Source organism: Rhodococcus sp. LB1 (assembly GCF_001583455.1).
Classification (GTDB): domain Bacteria; phylum Actinomycetota; class Actinomycetes; order Mycobacteriales; family Mycobacteriaceae; genus Rhodococcus_F; species Rhodococcus_F opacus.
Genome location: NZ_LTCZ01000007.1, coordinates 1 through 23209 on the forward strand (window position 1 = coordinate 1; position 23209 = coordinate 23209).

At 64.3% G+C, this 23209-nt stretch carries 19 protein-coding genes and 2 pseudogenes; 12 read left to right on the forward strand and 9 right to left on the reverse strand.

Annotation, left to right across the window (positions count from 1 at the left end; genetic code table 11):
• Positions 1-184 precede the first annotated feature (184 nt).
• The 5 genes and pseudogenes from ltrA to AZG88_RS01620 form a co-directional block, all read right to left on the reverse strand.
• Positions 185-1642: a group II intron reverse transcriptase/maturase gene (gene ltrA / locus AZG88_RS01600; protein ID WP_061696838.1), complete on the reverse strand. Its 1458-nt coding sequence runs from the start codon at positions 1640-1642 to the stop codon at positions 185-187.
• Positions 1643-2295: 653 nt separating this feature from the next.
• Positions 2296-2514: pseudogene (locus AZG88_RS01605) on the reverse strand (IS3-like element ISRhosp5 family transposase); the annotation flags it as partial.
• Between the two features lie 29 nt (positions 2515-2543).
• Entirely contained in the window at positions 2544-2765 is a 222-nt protein-coding gene (locus AZG88_RS01610; RefSeq protein WP_156517403.1) for a hypothetical protein, read from the reverse strand.
• A 213-nt stretch (positions 2766-2978) separates the two neighbouring features.
• Positions 2979-5183, reverse strand: a complete 2205-nt coding sequence (locus tag AZG88_RS01615) for a linalool dehydratase/isomerase domain-containing protein (protein WP_156517404.1) — start codon at positions 5181-5183, stop codon at positions 2979-2981.
• A 796-nt stretch (positions 5184-5979) separates the two neighbouring features.
• A pseudogene (locus AZG88_RS01620) lies at positions 5980-7225 on the reverse strand (acyl-CoA dehydrogenase family protein).
• A 646-nt stretch (positions 7226-7871) separates the two neighbouring features.
• Here AZG88_RS01620 and AZG88_RS01625 point away from each other — a divergent pair.
• Together AZG88_RS01625 and fdhD are read left to right on the forward strand one after the other, a co-directional pair.
• Positions 7872-9221, forward strand: coding sequence for an MFS transporter (locus tag AZG88_RS01625; protein WP_061696841.1), 1350 nt, complete (start codon positions 7872-7874; stop codon positions 9219-9221).
• Positions 9222-9547: 326 nt separating this feature from the next.
• Complete coding sequence (gene fdhD / locus AZG88_RS01630; RefSeq protein WP_061696842.1) at positions 9548-10369, forward strand: formate dehydrogenase accessory sulfurtransferase FdhD; 822 nt, start codon at positions 9548-9550, stop codon at positions 10367-10369.
• Between the two features lie 43 nt (positions 10370-10412).
• Here the strand turns inward: fdhD and AZG88_RS01635 are convergent, their stop codons facing one another.
• From AZG88_RS01635 to AZG88_RS01650, 4 genes are all read right to left on the reverse strand, one after another.
• Positions 10413-11111 carry an SDR family NAD(P)-dependent oxidoreductase gene (locus tag AZG88_RS01635; protein ID WP_231913764.1) on the reverse strand — a complete coding sequence of 233 codons (699 nt, stop codon included), beginning with the start codon at positions 11109-11111 and terminating at the stop codon, positions 10413-10415.
• 164 nt (positions 11112-11275) lie between these two features.
• Positions 11276-12679, reverse strand: a complete 1404-nt coding sequence (ligM, locus tag AZG88_RS01640; protein WP_061696844.1) for a vanillate/3-O-methylgallate O-demethylase — start codon at positions 12677-12679, stop codon at positions 11276-11278.
• 47 nt (positions 12680-12726) lie between these two features.
• Positions 12727-13422, reverse strand: a complete 696-nt coding sequence (locus AZG88_RS01645) for a 4-carboxy-4-hydroxy-2-oxoadipate aldolase/oxaloacetate decarboxylase (RefSeq protein WP_061696845.1) — start codon at positions 13420-13422, stop codon at positions 12727-12729.
• Complete coding sequence (locus AZG88_RS01650; protein ID WP_061696846.1) at positions 13419-14141, reverse strand: PIG-L deacetylase family protein; 723 nt, start codon at positions 14139-14141, stop codon at positions 13419-13421. Before AZG88_RS01650 ends, AZG88_RS01645 begins: the two co-directional genes overlap by 4 nt.
• 189 nt (positions 14142-14330) lie before the next feature.
• Between AZG88_RS01650 and AZG88_RS01655 the strand changes: the two genes are divergently transcribed.
• From AZG88_RS01655 to AZG88_RS01700, 10 genes are all read left to right on the forward strand, one after another.
• A complete protein-coding gene (locus AZG88_RS01655; RefSeq protein ID WP_082833194.1) occupies positions 14331-15653 on the forward strand; it encodes a bifunctional folylpolyglutamate synthase/dihydrofolate synthase in 1323 nt (440 codons plus the stop codon).
• A complete protein-coding gene (pabB, locus tag AZG88_RS01660; RefSeq protein WP_082833195.1) occupies positions 15650-16873 on the forward strand; it encodes an aminodeoxychorismate synthase component I in 1224 nt (407 codons plus the stop codon). Before AZG88_RS01655 ends, pabB begins: the two co-directional genes overlap by 4 nt.
• 101 nt (positions 16874-16974) lie before the next feature.
• Complete coding sequence (locus AZG88_RS01665; protein WP_061696848.1) at positions 16975-18330, forward strand: glycine cleavage system protein T; 1356 nt, start codon at positions 16975-16977, stop codon at positions 18328-18330.
• Between the two features lie 34 nt (positions 18331-18364).
• On the forward strand, positions 18365-19249 hold the full coding sequence (locus AZG88_RS01670; RefSeq protein ID WP_061696849.1) for a methylenetetrahydrofolate reductase: 885 nt from the start codon (positions 18365-18367) through the stop codon (positions 19247-19249).
• Positions 19246-20118, forward strand: coding sequence for a formyltetrahydrofolate deformylase (gene purU / locus AZG88_RS01675; RefSeq protein ID WP_061696850.1), 873 nt, complete (start codon positions 19246-19248; stop codon positions 20116-20118). Before AZG88_RS01670 ends, purU begins: the two co-directional genes overlap by 4 nt.
• A gap of 9 nt (positions 20119-20127) precedes the next feature.
• Positions 20128-20973: a bifunctional 5,10-methylenetetrahydrofolate dehydrogenase/5,10-methenyltetrahydrofolate cyclohydrolase gene (locus AZG88_RS01680; RefSeq protein ID WP_061696851.1), complete on the forward strand. Its 846-nt coding sequence runs from the start codon at positions 20128-20130 to the stop codon at positions 20971-20973.
• Between the two features lie 9 nt (positions 20974-20982).
• Positions 20983-21327 carry a protocatechuate 3,4-dioxygenase gene (locus tag AZG88_RS01685; RefSeq protein ID WP_061696852.1) on the forward strand — a complete coding sequence of 115 codons (345 nt, stop codon included), beginning with the start codon at positions 20983-20985 and terminating at the stop codon, positions 21325-21327.
• Between the two features lies 1 nt (position 21328).
• Positions 21329-22186, forward strand: a complete 858-nt coding sequence (locus AZG88_RS01690) for a class III extradiol dioxygenase subunit beta (protein ID WP_231913766.1) — start codon at positions 21329-21331, stop codon at positions 22184-22186.
• Positions 22183-22887 carry an alpha/beta fold hydrolase gene (locus tag AZG88_RS01695; protein ID WP_061696854.1) on the forward strand — a complete coding sequence of 235 codons (705 nt, stop codon included), beginning with the start codon at positions 22183-22185 and terminating at the stop codon, positions 22885-22887. The genes AZG88_RS01690 and AZG88_RS01695 overlap by 4 nt, the downstream gene beginning before the upstream one ends.
• Before the next feature lie 18 nt (positions 22888-22905).
• A complete protein-coding gene (locus AZG88_RS01700) occupies positions 22906-23184 on the forward strand; it encodes a muconolactone Delta-isomerase family protein (RefSeq protein WP_061696855.1) in 279 nt (92 codons plus the stop codon).
• Positions 23185-23209: the final 25 nt, after the last annotated feature.

Here is a 23209-nt window from a genome sequence, read left to right on the forward strand (position 1 = left end):
CTGGCACAGCCACTTCACCGGAAAGGTGTCGCAGTGGTCGTCAACGAATTGGAAGTGGCTGCTCACCAACTCGTGAAAGTCGGCCCGGGGCGCGGTTGCCGCCTTGCGGCGACTCCGTCTCCCCGGACCGCTTCCCGAACCCGGCGTGCACCTTTCAATGCACCGGGCTCTCCACAAGACTCGTTCAGGCTGCGGTGGGTTCCTCGTTGGTGTCCGGCCAGGGTGAGGGGATGACCGTACCGCGGTAGCGGTAGCGGGTGGTACCGATCTTCTCGAGGTCGATCAGCTCCCGATGCTCACTGGCGGGCCACCATCCGCCGCCGCAGTAGCGGCGGCGGAGCTGCTTCCAGGTCGACCGGAGGTGTTTTCGCCGCAGCCATCGCCACACCGTCTGCCACACATAGTGACTGAGGTAGGCAAAGACCGCGGAGGACACCCCCGCCCGGAAGTAGCCGCACCATCCCCGCAGCGACGGATTCACCCGACGCAGCAGAATATCGAGCGGCTGACTGGTCGAGACCTGTCGGCACAGCATCTTGACCTTCCGTTTGACGGCCAGCACGGCCTTCTTCGACGGATAGGTATAGATGAAGTGCTGGCTGGTTCCGCGTTTGCGGTGCCGCTGGATGCGCCACCCGAGGAAGTCCAGCCCCTCGTCGATGTGGGTGATCAAGGTCTTGTCCGGAGACAGACGCAACCCGATCGCCGCCAGCACGGCGGCGACCTCCTCCCGGAGTGCCTCGGCGTCGGCCCTGGTGCCCTTGACCATCAGACACCAGTCGTCCGCGTACCGGACGAGCCGAAAGTTCGGCAGCCCGTGACGACGCCGTTTCTCGCGCTCCGCGTTGCTGGTGCGCCATCCGCCGGGAGCCTGGGCGATGAACTCGTCCAGCACCGACAGTGCCACGTTCGCCAGCAGCGGCGAGAGGATTCCACCCTGCGGGGTTCCGGCGGTGGTGTCCTCCAACCGGCGATCCTCGGTGAGGATGCCCGCCTTGAGGAACGCCTTCACCAGGGCCAGGACACGGTTGTCCCCGATTCGACGACGCACCCGCCCCAGCAGGGCGGTGTGGTCGATCTCGTCGAAACAGGCCTTGATGTCGCCCTCGACGATCCAGTCATAGCATCGTGGTCTCGTCGTAAAATGGCGCACCTCGGCCACCGCATCGTGGGCCCGGCGCTTCGGACGGAAACCGTAGGAACACGGCAGGAAATCCGCCTCAAAGATAGGCTCCAACACCAGTTTCAACGATGCCTGGACCACCCGGTCGGCCACACTCGGAATACCCAGTCGGCGACGCTTATGCGTCCCCGGCTTCGGGATCATCCGCTCGCGGACCGGCAATGGGCGGAAGCTGCGGTTCTTGATGCTACACCGCAACTCGTCGAGGAAATCCTCGACCCCGTCGGACGCTTCGATGGATCGGGCGGTGCGCCCATCCACCCCAGCGGTTCCGGCACCCTTGTTCCCGCTCACCCGATCCCACGCCACCAACAAGAATGCGGGATCGGACACGAGGTTGAACAGGTCGTCGAACCTGCGATGAGGATCATCGCGAGCCCAACGGTGCAGCTTCGTCTGGATCTTCAGTACCCGTCGCTCGGCCTGATACAGGGCGTGCTCGAGTTCGTCGGTGTTCACCGGCGACCTTCCCTCCTGACCTTCCAGTCGTTCCACTGCCTATCTTGCTGGCCCCCTTCGCCCTGCGGTCGCCTCTCGCGACCTCCACAGGCGGGTCGTCACTCCCGCGACTACTACGGGGCCTCCGCCCCACCTCGCAGTGCTCGGCCGGACACGAACCTTCCACCCACCCGGACCGGCTGTCCGGGGCGAGATGGACGCACATACAAGGCGGTTCCCACGTTCACCAGGTGATCGATCGGTCAGGGAGGCACCCAGCTGTACTCCGGCAGCATCGCCGCGCCTACGCCGCAGACCTTCGGCGCGGCCTCCTCACCGCCAGAGACACACGGCTACGGAGTCGAAACCCGGGCCAAACAGCCCAGATTCCGTGCGCTGCATACCGGCCCGATATCCACCAGGTTTGAGCCGGCTTCGCCTTTACGGAGCGTCCACCACTGGTTCGCTCACGCTGTACCTTCTGACCTTGCTCAGCGAGCCCGCACCGTCTGGTAGTTCCGGCGCGACTCGCCTTCGTCGGGGCCGCTTGCCACCCTTGACCGTCGTTCCCCGGCAAGGGCTGCCCCCAGCTTCACTCAGGCCGCTGCGACGACCCGAGGGAGGAGGTCTCTCACCACCTCTCGACCAACCCAGCGCCTCGTGGCGCACGTCTCCCCGGCGAAATATTTCGCGGCCCTCCGCAGGATCTCCCGTTCGGTTTCGAGCTTGCGGATCTGGGCCTTGAGCTGCCTGTTCTCTTCCTCCAACACGGACTCGGACGATACCCCGCCGGCCCGCGATGCCGGCCGCGCCGCCCCACTGGCCCGGAGCTCGGCCGCGGGAGCGCCGGTGCGTTTGCGTTCGGCCCGCACCCAGGTGCGCAGCGTNNNTCTTCACGACCCAGTGTTCACGATGTCCTCACTCAGGGGGGAAGCCCCGTGACCGCGACGACCCCGCAACCCCCGACATACGACCAGGTCCGGTACCGCGGCCAGGTGCGGCCACCGCGTGATCTGCGGCGTGCTGCCATGGCGAATGCCGACGCCAGAGCGATGAGAATCAACGTTCCGGCGACGGACACGGTGTCGGTCGACCACCAGTTGACAGCATCGGTCGCCGGGGGCGCTCCGTGGGCGCTATTCATGACCATGCGCTCGGGCAGGGGGAATCACGGAGAGATCGTGGCGCCCCCGGACAGCAGAGACCCGCCGGAACCATTTTGCCCACGTAGGTATCCCCATCCAGGAGGCGGGTGCCTCGGCGATCCAGCGGACCGTGTCGGCGTAATGGGCACGAACCTGCCGCCATGCGGTGGTCGGCAGCCGCCGAAGCTCCGGCGGGGCGGTGGTCTCGTCCTTCATCGGTTCTCCACTCCGTTCTGGAAGGTCAGCGTCAGGGCAGAGCGACCCGCGACCTCCACCTGGACTCGCGCCCGGCCTGCGTCATCGGCAACGACGGCGTCCTCGAGGGCACCTGTGAGCGTGTACCGACCGCCCGGGCGGAGGCGGGCAAACGTCACCGTCACCCGCTCCTGTCGACCGACCGTGCGCAATACCGCGCCGAGGTCGCGGCCGTTGGGGCTGACTGCGCGAGCGACCATCACTTGGGGGTACGGAACCGAATCGATGACCGGGCCCTCCTGCCATATCGCGGGCATCCCCTTTTCCACGATGTCCATCCAGCCGCCGTGGCGCCCGAACAGCGCCCGCCCCAGACCCGCGTGAGCGAGAATCGATGCGCCTTCGGCGACGAGCCACCCTCGATTGTCGATCGAAATGTGCAGTCGTTCGCGCAGTTCCCGGTAGACGCCGCGGCTGAGCTCTTCGTCGCCGGCCTCGCGTGCTTCCTCCATCACCATCGCGTAGCCGGCGAGCGGATTGAACGTGTAGTTGCCCGGGTCGAGAAGCCTGTCATCGGTGCGGAACGGGGTAGCGATCTCGCCGTCCGGGGTCCTGCAAGCCGCCTGCAGCAGCAAAAATCCACGGTCGGCGACATTGGGCACGAGATTGCGCAGATCCGCTGACAGAGTCAGCCCGGCCGCGCCGATCCCGACCCGGCTTGATCGGTGCCCGTTGACCATGCCGTCCGGGCGGACCAGCTCCTGCTGGAACCCGCGACGATATCGATCGCCGATCTGGTCCCAATAGGTTGTGCCATGGAGACGGTCATGGAGCCGAAGCCCGGTTCCTCCCCGCATGTTGCACAACGAGAAGATCCAATTCGGTTCGCACACCACCAAGCCCCACGGCGAGCGCACGTAGTCGGCCGCCAGCGATGCACACAGTGCCCCATAGCTGAGCGGGTACCGCCGCTGGTCGTTCCAGGTGAACATCAGCGAACCCGGCTCACTGTGCTGCAGATCCCCACTCACGGTCTGATACAGCCCGAGTGACTGCGCAAAATACCCGGTCATCATGATGTTCTGCCGCTTGGCCGGATCCGGATCCCACTCGAGATTTCCCCAGAGGTTCTCGAGCGCCCAATACCCCCACACCTTCTTCTCGAGGTACCGGGTAATCAGCTGACGTTGAGCATCTTCCAGGTAGCCTTTGAAGGCCGGCACGCGGGTGTACTGCTGCAATGCCAAGGCATCGATCACCGCATTGATCTGATAGCGCAGGGCCGCCGGCTGAAACTGGTCGATCACGTTCCAGTTCGACCAGTCGTCGGGGGCCTGATTCGCCATATCGACGAACCGACGTGTCAGGGCAAGTTCCTCGTCGTCGAGTTCATCGGCGACGTGCACATCCGGGCGTTTCGCACCTTCGAGGGGACGCGAAGCCTGCCCCAGGAACACGTTGGCGGCCTCGGCCTGCGCGACTTGCTGCGCAAAACTGCGGCGGCGGTGCCGACCGACCTCCAACGCTGTCAACGCCGTCGCGCCCGCCACGGCGAGAGCCGCCCTTCTCCAGGTGCGATTCGACCGTGATGCCCGTCGAGCGGCGTAGGCCGCCGCCCCGATCCAGATCACCGGCGGCAGCACCATGTTGCCGGTGCCGAACCACAGCAGCAGACTGAACGCAAAGACGACAGCCGTCAACGCGAAGCGGGCGGGGTCCCGGGTGTAGAGAAAGCCTGCGCCGGGGAGCATCATCCCCGTCGCGAAACCCTGATTGCGAGCCTTGCCGCCGGACAGCGAAGCCGCGACACCAACAGCCTGCGCGCTCCCGAGGATCGCGAGCATCCTGCGTTGGCGTGCCTGCGCAAGTGGACCGTTCGCCCCCTTTGCGGGCGGTATCTCGATACCTTCGTACACCGGCCCCGCATCAGCGAAAGTCGTCTCGCGGGGTGGGGTGACCGTGGTGACCAAGCCTGCCACGAGCGGGGCGAGGAGCGGCGCCCATCCCGATGTGGCCAGGGCCGCGCCAGCGGCGACGGTTCCCGACAGTATCGAGTCCGAGGCTTTCGAGCGCCCTGCCGCAGTGTCCTCGAGCGCAGCAATGACCGAATCCCACCCGTGATCGCGGACCGTGCTTCTACACGCGTCAAGTAGCTCGCGCAGGGCACCGGGAGGAAGCCCGGCATCGAGACTCGGGAGCTTCGCACGCCTACCAGCGACCATGTACCAGTTCCTCACATTCTGTCGTGGGCACCGATCGCATTCGTCAGATACGAGTCTCGATCGGAGATACGCCCGGTGGGCCCGAGCGCCCAATGACAACGTTCCTCCATGCTAGGAGTGTCTAGTGAGCTCGCACACAGACGAAAAGCCACCGACCGCAGTCATTTTCGGCAATCCGTCCTCCGTCAATTGACGTAGGCACTCCGGCGGAGTGGCGCCCGATGACGTAGGCACTCCGGCGGAGTGGCGCCCGAATTGCGTGCGCGGCCTGCTGCCTTCGTAGGGCTCCCCAGACGTCCCGTGCTCGCCGACCGCTGGCGCCCGCACGCCTCCGCGCCGACGTCGGGACACTGTCGACCAACGCCATTGCCGACGTGAGGACTGTTCGATGCGCGGGTCCCCGCTGCGCAAACCGAGGCGCGCCCGTCACCGCTCTCTGCGGGATCCGGCAGTCGGCGTAGGTCAGTCCCAGCAGCAAATTCGATGTCTCCCAGGCCGCCCACTGCTCCAGGCGTGAGGGGCGCCAGCGGCACCGACCACGATCCCTTCCCTGGCATCGGTTCCGCGCGAGTGCGGCCACGTGCAACAACGTGTGCGTCTGTCGGAAACGCCGAGCATTTGTTGAAAGAGTTCGGTCGGCCGTCGGTTTCACCCGAGGAACACACATCAGCCGTGCATTCAAGGAACAATTTGGGATGACACCGAGTGAGCGGCGGATGCAGCACTGACCGCACGAGGAGTTCGACATAGTCGCAACCGAGAAATGGCGTAGCGAGCGACACCAGCCCCCAGTGCGTCAGCGCCGAGTGAGGGATTTACCGATAATGTCCTTCATTATCTCGGTTGTGCCACCGTAGAGGAAGTATTCGGACCGGTGGTGGTGCTCATTGACGGCACTGTCACGTTGTTGGGCCGCGTCCGAGGCCAGCCAAATGACAGCTTCGGTGACATCTTCAGCGTGCTCGCACGAGCATCGACAAATTCTCTGCCGATCCGGTACTCGGTCATGAACCCGCTGCCACCGTGAAGCTGCAGGCTTCGAGTGATCACCTTCTGCTGAAGCTCGGTAATCCACCACTTCGCCATGGCCGCCTCGGTCGCTGTAAGCCGCTCTTCAACATGTTCTGCCAGGCACCGATCCAGGAACACTCGCGCGATCTCGACTTCCGTTGCCAATTCGGCCAACGTGAACCGCGTTGACTGGAAATCGGCAACTCGTCGCCCGAATGCGCTCCGCTCCTTGGTGAAGCGCACGGCTTCCTCGAGTGCGACTTCCATGCTGGTGGCCGACATTACTGCAATGCTCAAGCGTTCCCGCACGAGGTTGTGCATTAGATAGTCGAATCCGTGACCTTCCTCGCCCAGGAGGCAATCCGCTGATACTCGCAGGTTGTCGAAGAACAGTTCCGCGGTGTCCTGTGCCGTCAGGCCGATCTTGTCGAGTTTGCGTCCGCGAACGAATCCGGGGAGGTCTGTCTCGACCAGGAAGAGGCTGATGCCCTTCCGTCCGGCATCGGGAGCCGTCTTGGCGACCACAATCACCACATCAGCGAGGATCCCGTTGCTGATGAACGTTTTGGCACCGTTGAGGATGTAGCTGGCACCATCCTTGATGGCAGTTGTGGTGATTCCGGCGAGATCACTCCCCGATCCAGGCTCGGTCATTGCTACAGCGGCGATAAGAGTTCCCGCACACAACCCTGGCAGCCATCGCTGCTTCTGTTCGGGTGAGCAGAGCTGATTGAGGTAGCGATGAGGTCGTTGAATCCACAGAGATTCATCACCACAGCTCCCGCGCCGATCCGGGACAATTCCTCGTTCAGCGTGACGTTGAATCGGAAGTCGTCGATTCCGCCACCACCATACTTCTCGTCGACGTCCGTCCCGAGAAGCCCCAGCGAGCCGGCCTGGGTGAACACCGTCCGATCCACGATCCCCGCCGCGGCCCAACGTTCGAGATGGGGTTCGACGTGACTACGAGCGAAATCGCGAGCCAGGGCGCGGACGGCGTGATGGTCATCGGAATAGAGCAAACGTTCCATGAGTAATAGTGTCTTTCATCCACGGCGGAGAAGAAGTCAGCATCCAACTCTCACCGCCCACATAGCGCGGGCTTGGACTGCGTGGCAGTCATTCCCACAGACGGAAGCCCATATCGCGAGCTTCCGCCACCACCATATATGCCCACACATGGCGCCGAACCCTCGGTGGATCCGCCGACCAGACCCTGCACGAATGATTGCACGGTGCCGCATTCGTCAGACCTACTCAGCCGGTATTCAGCGACGGCTCAGAGGTTCTGCCTCCGCCGACCACGAACGAAACATGGCGAGTACGTCATTCGACGCACCCGATGTGCGACATCCGTCCGCACAGCTGACGTCAAGAGTCGGTTCTGAAAAGTGTTATCCGCCTTTACGGTGATGTGTGTCACGACCACGACCACGTGCACGAGATCTGAGAGAGGTGACTCCGAGGGAGATATCGGGATCCATTGACTGCCCGATTGACGCAGTCGCGGATGGCTTCGGCAACGCACAGCACACACACGGGCCTCCACCCTGGCACCCAGTAACCACAAGGAAATCGCCGCCGCGCGCCCCCTCGGACGGAAGTCCGCGGTCGCTGCGGGTGCGCTGTTGCGCGTCTTCACAACACAAATTGTTGCTCTTCAGAAAGGTAGCCCCGATGCCCGGCACCGAGGTACACAGCAACCCGTCACCACCACCGACCGCACGCGAACGACGCAAAGTCCTCGGCGCGAGTTTCATCGGCACCGCGATCGAGTGGTACGACTTCTTTATCTACGGCGCCGCCGCGTCGATGATCTTCGGGCCGCAGTTCTTCCCCAGCGAGGATCCGATGACTGGGACGTTGGCCGCGTTCGCGACCTTCGCGGTCGGCTTCATAGCCAGGCCGATCGGCGGGATTGTGATGGGGCACTACGGCGACCGGGTCGGCCGTAAGAAGATGCTGCTGATCTCGATGCTGCTGATGGGCGGCGCTACTGTGGCAATCGGGCTGCTTCCGAACTACGCCGCGATTGGCGTCTTCGCGCCGATCCTGCTGGTCACTCTCCGCTTCATGCAGGGCCTCGGCGTAGGCGGCGAATGGGGCGGCGCGGTCTTGATGGCTGTCGAATACGCTCCTGCCCACAGACGCACGTTATATGGCGCGTTCCCGCAGATGGGTCTGCCGGCCGGCGTCATCACATCCAATATTGTGTTCATCATCGTGACCTCGATCTTCGCGCCGGCGGTATTCAGCGACTGGGGTTGGCGAGTGCCGTTCCTGCTCAGCGGTGCGTTGATCCTGGTCGCCCTGTATCTGCGCGTACAGGTGGAGGAAACACCGTCCTTCCGCAACGCCCGGGCGCACGGTGACGTGGAGTCCAGCCCGCTGAAGACAGTCCTGCGGGAGCACGGTGGAACCGTAGCTTTGGCTGGGGCGATTTCGATCGCATGCCCCGCATTCGGTTACATCTACTCGGTCTACCTCTTGTCCTACGGCACCAAGGAACTAGGTATCGCGCAATCGACGCTGCTCGAGCTTATCGTGGCCGGCGCGGTGGTACAGCTGATCTCGATATACATCGCCGCAATCCTTGCGGACCGGTACGGGCAACGCCCGATATTCCTCGCTGGAGCCGCGGTCGTGGCGGTATGGGCATTCCCCTTCTTCATGTTGGTCAACACCGCGAGCCCGCTCTTGATCTTCGTAGCTTTCGTCGTAATGCTCTTGGGCACATCGTTGATGGCCGGACCGCAGGCGGCGATGATCGCCGCTTTGTTCCCGGCGAACATCCGCTACAGCGGAACGTCGATCGCCTATCAGATCGGGTCGATCCTCGGCGGGGGCTTCGCTCCGTTAATTGCGACCGGCTTGTATGCGCGGTTCGGCTCGACCACGCCGACCTCGATCTACCTGATGATCCTCGGTTTGATCAGCCTGATAGCGATTGCGACGCTACGTGTGCCATCTGCTCAGCCCATCGAGTCGACGACCGTAGGCGACCGCCAGGCAGACCCGGTCACCTGATCGAGCGGAGCTGGTGCCCCGCCGCCGCTGGCGGCGGGGCACCAGCTGTGCCAGTGACGGTTTGAGTCCGCGCACAGGCTCAGCCGGCACTGGCCGACTATCATAGAAACGAACCATCGCACCCTGGCCTAAATTGCGCCGCTGCGTGCGTAGGGTGAATGCGCGGTCACATCCCCGCCGCGGCAGCAATCTGGGTGTCCTGACGTCCCCGGGACACCTCAAAAGGAATTCATCGTGTTGAGTCTGTTCCTGCACGCCGTTGCGGCGTTTTTCTACCTGTTTCTCCGGTCCGCCTGGCGATGCACCGACACCATTGGACGGCCGATATGGGGCGGGTGAGCACCCGGACCCCGGTGACCCGGATCAGCGGCGTCCACCGCAGCACACGACCGGACACGGTGGTCGTTGAGCAACCCCTCGAGATTCGGGTCAGTGGCGTGCCCTTGGCGGTGACGATGCGGACCCCGGGATCGGATATGGAACTGGCGCAGGGATTCCTGCTCACCGAAGGCATCATCGCCGACCGCGCGGACATCGCGTCGATCCGCTACTGCAACAGCGTCGACGGAAGCGGTGTCAACACCTATAACGTCCTCGACGTACACCTCGCACCCGGGGTGTCGCTACCCGAAACCGGAATCGAGCGCAACTTCTACACTACTTCCTCGTGCGGAGTGTGTGGCAAGGCGTCGCTCGACGCGATCCGGCAGCGCACCCGGCACTCCCCGGCGGCGGATCGAATCCGAGTCGAGGCGGCAACCATCTCGTCGCTGCCGGATACATTGCGGACGGCGCAGAAGGTCTTCGCCACCACCGGCGGACTACATGCAGCCGGGTTGTTCACCGCGGACGGGCAACTCATCGCGGTCCGTGAGGACGTCGGCCGGCACAACGCCGTCGACAAACTGATCGGCTGGGCGATCGAACAGGGCCAGGTACCGCTGCGCGGCACAGTGCTTCTCGTCAGTGGTCGTGCGTCATTCGAACTCGCACAGAAGGCGGTGATGGCCGGGATTCCGGTCCTCGCAGCGGTCTCGGCGCCGTCGTCACTTGCAATCGATCTCGCCCACGAGGCCGGACTCACGCTGATCGGCTTCCTTCGCGGGCCCACAATGAACCTCTACACCCACCGGGAACGGGTGTGTTGAGAGAGGACGCGAGATTCCTACGATCTGCGAGGACTGGAGACGATCAGTGGAGAAGCCCGCCGCCGTCGTTTACCAGCGACTGCCCGGTGATCAGGGCGCCGTCCGGGGATGCCAGGAAGGCCACCATGCCGGCGAACCGCTCGGGTGTGACGAATTCCTGAATGGCTTGTTGAGACATCGTTCGGGCGAAGACGTCGTCGCCGGAGTGGGCGCTCGTCCCCGGTGTGGCGACTTGAGCGGGCATGACGGCGTTGACGGTAATCCGATGCTCACCTAATTCGCGGGCCATCACCCGCGTCATACCGATCAGGGCGCCCTTGCTGGCGACGTATCCGATCTGCCCCGGAGCACCGGTGAAGAAGGTGCGGGACGCGATGTTGATGATGCGACCGCGGTGGGGGCTGTCGCGCAGGTAAGGAAAGCATGCCTGCACCATGCGTAGGGCACCGACCGCATTGACATCGTAGAAGCGGTGCAGTTCCTCGGGCGAGGCATCGAGCAGGCTGCCACGGCCGGAGAGTAGTCCGGCGTTGTTGACCAAGATATCGATGCTCCCGAGGCGCGCGGCGACAGCTTCGACGGTCGCAGTGACGGCGGCGGTGTCCGTGACATCGCACGTCCAGGGAAGGACTGATTCCGAGGTGTCGGAGCCCGCCTCGATGTCGATCGCGGCGACGGTTGCCCCATCGGCGGCAAGTCGGTCGGCGATGGCCCGGCCCAGTCCGCGGGCTGCACCGGTCACGATGGCGGTTCTGCCGGTAAGGGGGCGCGAGGGGTGCATCACAGCTCCTGCAGGCTCGTCGGCCGCATAGAAGATCGGCTCGGTGTGTGGGTTGTTCAGTAGAGGGGTGGGGCCGCCTCAACCGGCCGGGCCGCCGCGCGAGCGGCGGCCCGACCGGATTGATGTCAGGCCTTGACCGAGGTGCGCCATCCAGCCTGGTAGGAGTCGCGGGCCATGACCGAGTACGGTGCCGGGCTCACGATTGCGCGCACGGCGAGCTGCTCGTGCTGCTGCACGGTGGTCTTGCGGCTTCCGCCGTCGGGCTCGCCCCAGATGACCTTGACCTCGGCGCCGAGCGGAACGTCGGGGTTGATCGTCGCCAGGGACAGTGCGGCGCGCTCGTTGGCGCTGTACCCGGTGAACAGGGACAGACCGATGTTGTTTCCGTCAGCGTCGACGATCGCGTCGTAGTTCGAGGACCCGTAGTTGGCGTTGGGCAGGTCGAAGAACTGGTATCCGGGCCCCTTCGGGTCGACCGGCGATGCCAGCAGCTTCGCGACGTCCTCGGGGTTCCAGGCGAGGGTCACCTTCCGGCGCTGGCTCTCCTGGTCGATGGCCTCGAGTGCGTCACGTCCGATGAAGTCGTGGTCGAACTTGACGAACGATCCGTAGCCGAGCTCCCACGGGTTGAGGTAGTAGTCGCTGATGTCGTTGGAGACGAAGCTGCCGGCCAACGCGTTCGTCGCCTCGTAGCTGTCGGCGCCGAGCCATTCGCGGTATTCCCGCATCCCGTTGCTGGTGTAGATCGCGGGCAGCGGGGATGGGATCCAACCGGATTCGAGGGTGTTGCACGAATATGCCCGTGCTCCGGCCGGCTCCAGACCGAATTCGCGACCTGCTTCGAGGATGGCGTCGCGGATCTTGTCGTAGGACTTGTAGGGACCCCAGATCTCCAGTCCGGGCGCACCGGCCATTCCGTGACGCAGCGTGCGGACCTGCTCGCCGGCGATGTTCATGTAGCCCATGCGGAAGAACTTCACCTGTTCGACGGTGCCACCGTTGACCTTCTCGATGACGTCCCAGGCGCGGGGACCCTGGATCTGGAAGCGCCACAGGTCACGGGTGACCTCCTTGCCGTACGGACGCGACGGCGACCGCGGATCCAGGCGCAACTCGACGTTGTAGCCACGATTGGCCTGGAAGGTCAGCCAGTTCGCGACAGGGGCACGGCCGACAAAGGTGAACTCTTCCTCAGCCTCCCGGAAGAGGATGCCGTCGCCGATGACGCCGCCCTCGGGGGAGACCGGGACGAACTGCTTGGCGGTGTTGACCTCGAACTTCGCCACGCTGTTGATGCCGGTGTCGGAGATCAACTTCAGCGCGTCCGGACCCGAGATGAAGAGGTTAACCATGTGGTGGCTCTGGTCGAACAGCACCGCGGTCTCACTCCAGGCCTTCACCTCGCGGCGGAAGTTCGTGAACTCGGACGGGACGACCGGGTAGATGTAGGTGCCGAGCTGGGAGTTGCGTAGCAACTCCACTGTGTTTCCGGCCTGGTCGAGGACGTCCTGAAGGTTTTTCGGGCTCATGATTTTCCGTTTCGTTGGTGGGAGAACAGGTAGTTGGTTGATGGGAATCAGAGAAGGTGCTGTTCGGCACTGATGTACTCGACGCCGAGCTCGGCGAGTTTGGTGCGCAGACCGTAACGGTCCAGCCCGAGTTCGCCGTCTCGGAAGGCGGTGCGGGTTGCTTCTTCCTTGTCGGTTCGGGCCTGGGCGGCCTCGATCGCCCGGTCGACGTCGCTGCGGGGGACGACCATCACGCCGTCGTCGTCGGCGAGAACGGCATCACCGGGCCGGATCGTCTGTCCGCCGATGATGATCGGGATGTTCACTGCGCCGGCGGTAGCCTTCACGGTTCCCTGTGCGCTGACGGCGGTGGACCATACCGGGAACCCCATTGCATTGAGCTCGGCGACATCGCGCACACCTGCCTCGGTGACGAGTCCGCGTACTCCGCGGGTCTGCAGCGCGGTCGCGAACAAATCGCCGAACATGCCGTCCGAGCTCGGTGAGGTGGTGGTGACGACCAACAGATCACCGGGCTGGCACTGTTCGATGGCCGCGTGGATCATCAGGTTGTCGCCGGGCCAGCTCAGGACGGTGACTGCTGTGCCACCGACACGTGAGCCCAGGTGGACCGGCCGCAGCTTCGGCCCCAGGAACCCGGTTCGACCCAGTGCCTCGTGAACCGTGGCGACACCGTATTCGGCGAGCTTGTCGACCTTTTCGATGCATGCGCGAGGCGTGTCCGTGACAATGACATTCTTCATGAGAGTTCCCCGGTGACCTGGGGGTACAGCCGCATGTACGCCTCGCCCATGGTGTTGTGGGGCAGACCCAGGTTCGGGCCGGCGTTCCGTTTGACCTGCACCCCACGCCGCTTGGCGAGATCGGTGTAGTAGTCCCACATGTGCTGTTGTGCCGCCAGGCATTCCATGGCCTTGCGCTTGACGTCGAAGACATCGGTAATGTCCAGCAGCACATTGGGTTTGAAGTCGCACTGCTCAGGCTGGTGGGGTTCGAAGAAGAATACCGGGGGAGCGCCGAGCGGATCTCCGGGTGCGTCGTAGCCGACGGCTTGGGCGAGGACACGAGCATCCAATGCCATCCGGGCGGCCGCGGGATGGTCTCCGTTGTAGGGGTCGGTCAACGGGTGCGTCAACACCACCGCCGGGTCGAACTCGCGGTAGACCCGGACGATGCGGTCCACCAGTTCGTCGGACTCGCGCAGCGGGTAGTCGCCGGCATCGAGGAACTCGATCTCGGCGCCGAGGACAGCGGCGGCACTTTCGGCCTCTCCACGCCGGAGAGCCTTGATCTCGTCGAGTGTCTTGCCCTCTCGCCATGCCCGTGCAGATTCGCCGCGCTCGCCGAAGCTCAGGCACAGCACTTTGGCCCGCTGACCCCGGCTGGTCGCGAGAGCGATCGCGCCGGCGGCACGCCAGACGAAGTCACCCGCGTGTGCGCTGACCACCAGTAAGGAACTCATCCCGGCATCTCTCCTTGGATTGTCGTTGACTCTCACAATGGACAGTAGGAGCGATGGGTGGTGCATCGTCAGGTCCCGGAGTCCGGTCTCTACTAAGTCATTTGACTCGTAGGGAACCTGCCGAATAGCGCGACGAGAGCCGACATCGGACCGTTTCCCCTGCTCGGCCGGGGTCATAGCGTCAAATGAATGAAAACTGAGGAAGACCGATGCACGGCGGCGACCTCGCTCGGCGTGGAACGCTATCTCATGGCGGGAATATCATCGACGTCCGCCCGATCTCCGGCCACAGCGACGGGACAGCGACGCGCTGAGGCGCTGCTCGCTCTGATGGGCTCCCCACAGAACGATCTGCGTGTCGTGCACGTCGCGGGCACCGCAGGGAAGGGTTCGGTGTCGACCTTCATTGCATCGATTCTTCGTGCACAGGGCTTCCGGGTCGGCACCTACCTGTCGCCGCACGTCCACTCGGTTCTCGAGAGATTCCAGATCGACACCCGACCCGCACCGGAAGAGCACGTCGCTGCCGCTCTGCGCATCGTTCGCGATTGTGAGCGCAGACTCGACACGGCCGAGCTAGGACACGTCACGATGTTCGAGGCCGCGACAGCGACCGCATTTCAGTTGTTCCGCGACCAGGAAGTCGACTATGCGGTCATCGAAACCGGTATCGGTGGACTGCACGACGCCACGAACACCGTCTCGCGGAGCGACAAACTCGCCGTGCTGACGACCATTGGTCTCGATCACACCGAGGTTCTCGGATCGACGGTAACCGAAATTGCGCGGCAGAAGGCGGGCATCTTCCCTACAGGCGGTGCGGCCATAGCCCTGCGCGGTGCAGCGGGTGTCGACAAGGTCATCCGGGACGAGGGGCGACGACGCCAATGCGCTGTCGACCACCTCGCTGCAGCACACGCGGCCGACCTCCTGCCCGCGGGCGTCGTCCTCGGTCTGCCCGGCCGCCACCAACGGGTCAACGCCGGACTGGCGCTGCGCGCGGTACGGCACCTGGCGGATCGGGACGGGTGGCCGCTCCGTCTCGGCCGCACCACTGCCGGACTCGCCAGTGCCCGGTTGCCCGGCCGATTCGAACGGCGCCGATGGCGTGGTCGCCCGGTCGTCCTCGATGGCGCCCACAACGAGATCAAGCTCGCGGCCCTTGCCTGCGCGGTCCGCGAGGAGTGGCCCGGTCGCGCACCGGTCTGGGTGCTGACCTTCAAACCGGACAAGAACGTCGACGACGCGATGAGGGCCATCGCCCCGTCCGCAGCGAGGGTGTTCGCGACGCAATTCGACAGCGACGGAGCGAATCAGGGGCGAGGACATGCCCTCGCCGCCAGCGAAGTCGCCGCGGCGGCCCAGCGGGCCGGGATCGATGCAGTGGAGACGTATCCCCGCATCGGCGACGCACTCCAGGCGGCGATCGAGGTATCGGACCCCGATGCTCCGCTGGTCGTCACAGGATCATTCTTCGCCGTCGCCGACGCAGGAAAGGTGATGGCGAAATGAGGGTGCCAACCGCCTGGGCGCGATTCGACGACTTGCGCGCCGGTACCGCCTGCCGGTTCCCGGAGGTCGCCTACGACCTCGTCGCGACCCGGCCCGAACATGTCGCGGATGTGCTGGCGGAGGTCGACGAGGCCAGCCGCAGAGGGTGGTGGGCATTCGGGTTCGTCAGCTACGAGGCGGCCGCAGGTCTCGATCCCTCCCTAGCCGTGCACGACACCGTCGACGGCCTGCCCCTGGCATGGTTCGGGATCGCGCGAGAACCCGAACGAGTCCCACTCGTGCGGCCGACGGTAAACCCCAACTACCAGGTAGGGGAGTGGCGCTACGAATGGGGAGCTGACGAGCATCGCGACAAGGTCGAAGCGGTGCGCCGGCACATTGCAGCAGGAGAGACCTACCAGACCAATCTCACCACCCGCCTGACCGCGGACGTTGCCGGAGACCTACCCCAGCTGTATGCGGACATGGCATGCGCCCAAGGCGGCGCGTACAACGCCTACCTCGATACCGGCCAGTTCGCGATCGCCAGCGCGAGCCCCGAATTGTTCTTCGAGATCACCGACGACCAACTTCTGATGCGCCCGATGAAAGGCACTGCCCGACGCGGACATTCGGTGGCAGAGGACCGGGAGATCGTCGCACGCCTGCAAGCGAGTGAGAAAGAACGCGCCGAAAACATCATGATCGTCGACCTCGTCCGCAACGACGTCGCGCAACTCGCGGTCACCGGAGGTGTGTCCGTCACCGCGCTGTGCCGCGCCGAGCAGTACGAGACGGTCCACCAGCTCACCTCCGATGTCACCGCCCGACTGCGCCCCGACCTCGGTCTCGTCGAGATCTTCCGCGCGCTCTTCCCCTGTGGTTCGGTCACAGGCGCCCCCAAGCACCGCACGATGGAGATCATCCGCGACCTCGAACCGACACCGAGAGGTGTCTACTGCGGCGCCGTCGGAGTCATCGCCCCGGCAGGCGTACCGGTCCGAGCACGCTTCAACGTCGCCATCCGCACCCTCGTCGTCGATACTGACCGAGGCAGCGCCATCTATGGGACCGGCGGTGGCATCACCTGGGACTCACAACCTGCGGCCGAATATGCCGAGCTGCGTGCGAAAGCGGCCGTGCTCACCGCGCGCCCACAGTCCCCGACGGGGCCGCAGTATCCGCGGCCGTGTCCGTCATTTGTCGCAGTCAAGTCTGCCTCGATGCCCGACGAAATGTGATGTGCGCTTCGGCTCTACTGAATACAGGCGGTAATTCCAGAGACCGTCTCTCACACAGCGAGGTCGGGACACGGGTCCGGCCGCAGGAGGTATTCCAGGTCATGGGTGTTGAAAGTCTCGAGTCTGCGATCCAGCGCGTCGGGTCCCCGGTCGAGTTGCTGCGCAATTCGACGTACCGGCCGATGACATTCCCGGTCGCACCGGAGTTCACGAACTGGCGTTCCGAACAGCAGTCCTGGCGCTCGTCGTGCGCACTGCTGGACCAGTCGCACCACATGACCGACCTCTACATCAGCGGAACCGATGCGCTGCGACTGCTGAGCGACTTCGGCGTCAACACCTTCAAGAACTTCACCGCAGGTAAGGCCAAGCAGTACGTGGCGGTGAACCAGGACGGACACTTCATCGGAGACGCCATCCTCTTCGCCCTCGAAGACGACCTGTTCGACGTCGTCGGCCACAAGACGGTCATCAACTGGCTCCAGTACAACGCCGAGAAGGGTGACTACGACGTCACCCTCGAACGTGACGAGAACTCCTACGACCGGCCCTCCGGTCCGCCGAAGCTCTACCGCTACGAACTGCAGGGCCCGACCGCGAAGTCGCTCGTGGAGAAGCTGACCGGGGAACCGCTTCCCGACATCAAGTTCTTCAACATGACCGAATTCACCATCGCCGGACACCGTGTGCGCGCACTGCGCCACGGCATGGCAGGACAGCCCGGCTTCGAGCTGTTCGGCCCGTGGGCCGAGGGCGAGGACGTCCTGGCCGCGATCTTGGAGGTCGGCAAGGAATTCGATCTGGTGCGGGCCGGTGCAAAGGCGTACTCCACGGCCAACCTCGAATCGGGCTGGATCCCGACCGCCGTTCCGGCGATCTTCGGCCCGGAAATGGCTGACTACCGCGAATGGCTCGGCGCCGACGCGCTCGGATCGCTCGGCGGCAGCATGGACTCGGCCGAGATCACCGACTACTACGTCACCCCCTACGACATCGGTTACGGCCGCACCGTCAAGTTCGATCACGACTTCCTCGGCCGGGAGGCGCTCGAGAAGATCGCCGAGAACGCCGAGCGGACGAAGGTGACGCTGGTCTGGAACTCCGACGACGTCGCCGCCGCGATGCGTTCGTTGTTCGAGGCCGGGACCCCCGCCAAGTACCTCGAGCTGCCCAAGTCCCGTTACGCCTTCTTCCAGGTCGACAAGGTCGTTCGCAACGGGGAGCAGGTCGGCATGTCGCTGGACCTGGGCTACATCGTGAACGAGCAGGAGTTCGTGTCGCTGGCAACGGTGGACAAGGCGCTCGCGGAGCCCGGAACCAAGGTCTCCGTCGTCTGGGGTGAGCAGCCCGTGTCCGCAAAGCCGGCCGTCGAGCGTCACCGTCAGGTCGAGATTCGGGCCACGGTTGCTCCGGCACCGTACGTCTACGAGGTCCGCGACAACTACCGCAAGTCCTGATCTTCCCCACTCGCACCCCGGGAACGAGGAACCAATGACGAACTTGAGCAACGAAACCGGCGTTCGCCACCGGAGCAGCAACGCGGCGGACCTCGTACGCAACATGAGCTACGAAGTGATGCCGTTCAAGAACACCGAGCAGGACGTGGTCGATCACGTTCCCAAGACGGTCCCCCTCACCGTAACGGTGACCGAGGCAAAGGGAATCGACACCACCCTGAACCTCACCGAACGACTGATCAACCACGGCTACCAAGTTTCTCCGCATCTGCCGGGCCGCCAGTTCGTCGACGACGCGCACGTCGCTGACGTCATCGCCCGACTCAGCGAGATCGGAGTGAAGTCGGTGTTCGTCATCGGTGGTGACGCACCCAACCCGGCAGGCAAGTTCGTCGATGCGTTCGGACTGCTCCGGGCGATGGAGGAAGTCGGTCACCCCTTCCAGGAAGTGGGTATCGGTGGCTACCCGGAGGGTCACGGCGCGATCGAACAGGAACTCATCGATCTGGCACTGCAGCAGAAGGCGCCACTGGCGACGCGGATCCTGACACAGATCTGCTTCGACGCGACCACCACCAGCAAGTGGGCCGCAGGCGTCGCCGCCTCCGGGGTCGACCGCCCCATCTACATCGGCATGCCGGGCCCGGTCAGCCGCCAGAAACTGATGCGGATCTCGGCCGGCATCGGACTGGGACAGTCGGCGCGGTTCCTGCAGAAGCAGCAGAGCATGCTGTGGCGATTCCTTCTGCCCGGCGGCTACAACCCCACCCGACTGGTCAAGCAACTCGGCGGCGCCGTCCCCAAGACCAGCAACAACATCGCCGGCCTGCACATCTTCACTTTCAACGAACTCCGCAAAACCGAAATCTGGCGGCAGAAACTCCTCACCGCCATCGTGGAAAAGGATGCTCGGTCATGACCGACAACATCTTCGCCGAAGACTACGGCCGCCTGATCGTGCAGGGCGCCGACCAGCCCGGCATCGTCTCCCGTGTGTCCACCGTACTTGCTGAGCACGGCGCAAACGTCGTCGCACTCGACCAGACCACCAGTGATCCATCAGGCGGACAATTCTTCCAGCGCACGGTGTTCCATCTGCCGGAGCTGTCCGTCAAGCGTGAGGCACTCGCCGACGCCCTCGACCAGAGCCTGGTCGACGACCTGGGACTGTCCTACCGGCTGGTGGAAGCCAAGCGGCAGAAGCGAGTTGCGATCCTCGTCTCCAAGTCTGATCACTGCATGCTCGACCTGCTCTGGCGCCAGCGCCGCGGCGAGCTGCGCATGACGGTCCCCATGGTCATCTCCAATCATCCCGATCTCGGAGATGACGTGCGGCAGTTCAATATTCCGTTCTTCCACGTGCCGGTCGAGAAGAACAACAAGGAGGCCGCGGAGAAGGAACACCTCAATCTGCTCAAGGGCAACGTCGACATGGTCGTCCTCGCCCGTTACATGCAGGTCCTGTCGGGTGACTTCCTCGGAGAGATCGGCGTGCCGGTCATCAACATCCATCACTCGTTCCTGCCCGCGTTCATGGGTGCCGGACCGTATCAGCGGGCGAAGGACCGCGGCGTGAAGCTGATCGGCGCGACCGCGCATTACGTCACCGAGGACCTGGATGAAGGTCCCATCATCGAGCAGGACGTCATTCGGGTATCGCACCGCGAATCCACCCGCGAATTCCAGCGGCGCGGCGCGGACGTCGAGCGTTCGGTGCTGTCGAAGGCGGTGTCCTGGCATTGCGATGACCGGGTCATCCGCGACGGCAACACGACTGTTGTGTTCTAGGGAGTGTCAGTGACCGCGAAGATCTTGGATGGACGTCATGTATCGTCGACGATCCTCGACCGTGTGCAGAAAGAGGTCGAGGAGTTCGTTTCCGATCAGGGGCGTGTCCCGGTCCTGGCGACCGTGCTCGTCGGTGACGATCCCGCTTCCCACACCTACGTCCGGATGAAGGCAAACCGGTGCGCGAAGGTCGGGATGGAGTCGCGCCGCATCGAACTCGACGCGACGATCACCACCGACGAATTGGTCGAGCAGATCCGCCAGTTGTCCGCCGACCGGGCCGTCGATGGGATTCTGCTCCAGCATCCGGTGCCGGACCACATCGACGAGCGCGCAGCGTTCGAGGCCATCGCCCCGTCCAAGGACGTCGACGGCGTCACCCGCACCTCCTTCGCGACGATGGCCTTCGACGAGGGTGGATTCGAATCCGCGACCCCGGGCGGGATCATGGCGCTCCTCGACGCCTACGACATCCCGTTGGCCGGCAAGCATGCCGTCGTGGTCGGGCGCAGCCCCATCCTGGGCAAGCCGGTAGGCATGCTGCTGCTCGCGCGTGACGCCACGGTGACGTACTGCCATTCACGGACCACTGGGCTGGCCGACCACATCGCGCAGGCCGACATCCTGGTCGCAGCGGTCGGCCGACCGGAATTGATTCGCGGTGAATGGCTCAAACCGGGTGCGGTCGTGGTCGACGCCGGCTACGCCGACGACAAGGGCGACGTCGAATACGACAGCGCAGCAGCACGAGCCTCGTACATCACCCCCGTCCCGGGAGGTGTCGGACCGATGACCATCGCCACGCTGCTGTCGCAAACGATCCGCGCCGCACGCGAACACGAAGCGACCTCGTGAGGAGGCGACATGAGTAAGGCGCAGGACAACTACATCCTCGATCTGACCCAGAACCGGCGAGGCTACGCCCTCAACCGCATGTGTGGATCATTCAAGGACGCCGAGAACCGCGACCGTTTCACCGCGGACGAGGCCGCCTACTGCGACGCGTACGGACTGTCCCCGCAACAGAAGCAGGCAGTGCTCGATCGCGACTGGATCGGCATGTCGGATCTCGGTGCATCCATCTTCTACATCTTCAAGCTGGCGATGATGGACAAGAAATCGATGCAGTACCTCGGCGGCGTCTTCACCGGGATGACCGCCGACGAGTTCGCGGCGGAACTGAGTGCAGGAGGACGGAGCTTTGGCTGAGGTGATCTGGGGTCTGGCGACCTCCCATGTGCCGTCGATCGGGGCGGCGATGGACAACCACAAGACCGAGGAGCCGTACTGGAAGCCGCTCTTCGATGGATACGCACCGGCTCGTTCGTGGATGGCCGAACACCGGCCAGACGTCGCGGTAATCATCTACAACGACCACGCGAACTCGATCGATCTCGATCTCATTCCGACCTTCGGTGTCGGCACCGCCGAGTCGTACCCGGTGGCAGACGAGGGATGGGGACATCGGCCGGTGCCCCCGGTGATCGGTGACCCGGAGCTCAGCGAGCACCTCGTCCGGGAACTGATGGACGATTCGTTCGACATCGCCACGTTCAATCAGCTCGACGTCGACCACGGTTTGACGGTGCCACTGTCGGTGTACTGCCCGGATCCGGGCCAGGCCTGGCCCTGCGCCGTCGTCCCGGTGGTGGTCAACGTGATCCAGTACCCACAACCGACAGCGGCTCGCTGTTACGCGCTCGGGCAGGCACTGGGACGGGCGATCCGATCGTTCCCGCAAGACCGCAAGGTTGCCGTCTTCGGAACGGGCGGGATGTCGCACCAGCTGGCCGGTGCGCGTGCCGGATTGATCAACGCAGAGTTCGACCGAATGTTCCTCGACGCCATCGAGACCGATCCCGAGAAGCTCGCCGCACTCACCAGGGAGGACTATGTCCGGGAGGCGGGTACCGAGGGGATCGAACTGATCATGTGGCTGATCATGCGCGGCGCGCTCAGCAACAACATCAAACGGATCCACGAGACCTACCATGTCCCGGCATCGAACACCGCGGCCGCGCTCGCCCTGTTCGAAGACCTCGGTGCGACGAGCGCGGTGACCGCATGAGCACGTTCGTTCTCGTGCACGGTGCCTGGCACGGGGGCTGGGTCTGGCAGCGGGTCGCGCCGCTACTACGCGCGGCCGGCCACGAGGTGCACACACCGACATTGACCGGTGTCAGCGATCGCGCGCACCTGCTGAATCCGTCCGTCGGACTGAACACCCACATCCAGGACGTAGTGAGCCTGATCGAGGCCTACGATGCACAGGACGTCGTACTCGTCGGGCACAGCTACGCAGGACAGGTGGTCACCGGGGTCGCGGACCGCATCCCGGATCGGCTTGCTCAGCGCATCTACCTCGACGCCTTCGTCGGCTCGGACGGCGACGCCGCAATCGATCTGCAACCGTCCACGATCGCAGGACACTACCGGGAGGCTGTGCAGGACAATGGCTTCGGATGGCTGATCCCGGTTCGCTCACTGACGGTGCTCGGCGTATCGGAGCAAACCGACATCGACTGGCTCAGCGCCCGCTTGACTCCCCATCCGTGGCTGACCTACACCGAACCGCTGCGGCTGACCGGCGCCGCCGACCGGGTGCCGGCCTCGTTCATCGAGTGCACGGACTGGATGCGGGTGTTCCAGGACCACGCCGAGCGGGCCGCGGCCCACGGATGGCCAGTCCACACCATCGCGACCGGGCACGAAGCCATGGTCACCGAACCCAAGAAGTTGGCGGATCTTCTGCTGACTGTTTCCGCCTGAGAGTGGTTGGAGGACAACATGGAATTCCTCGTTCGCACCGAGAACCTGATGCCGGCGGACACTCCGGACGAGACCCGCGAGCGCCTTCGCGCGGGCGAACGTGACCGTGCGATGCAATTGCGCGAGGCAGGGATACTCAAGCGGTTGTGGAGGGTACCCGGCCGCAACGCCACCGTCGGGTTGTACGAAGCGGGCGACCCGGCCGAACTCCATGACGCTCTGGCGTCGCTGCCGATGTGGAAGTGGATGGACGTGACGGTGGAAGCCCTAGCCACCCATCCGCAGGAACGTAAATAGCTCCGCCCTTCCATCGCTTTGTCGA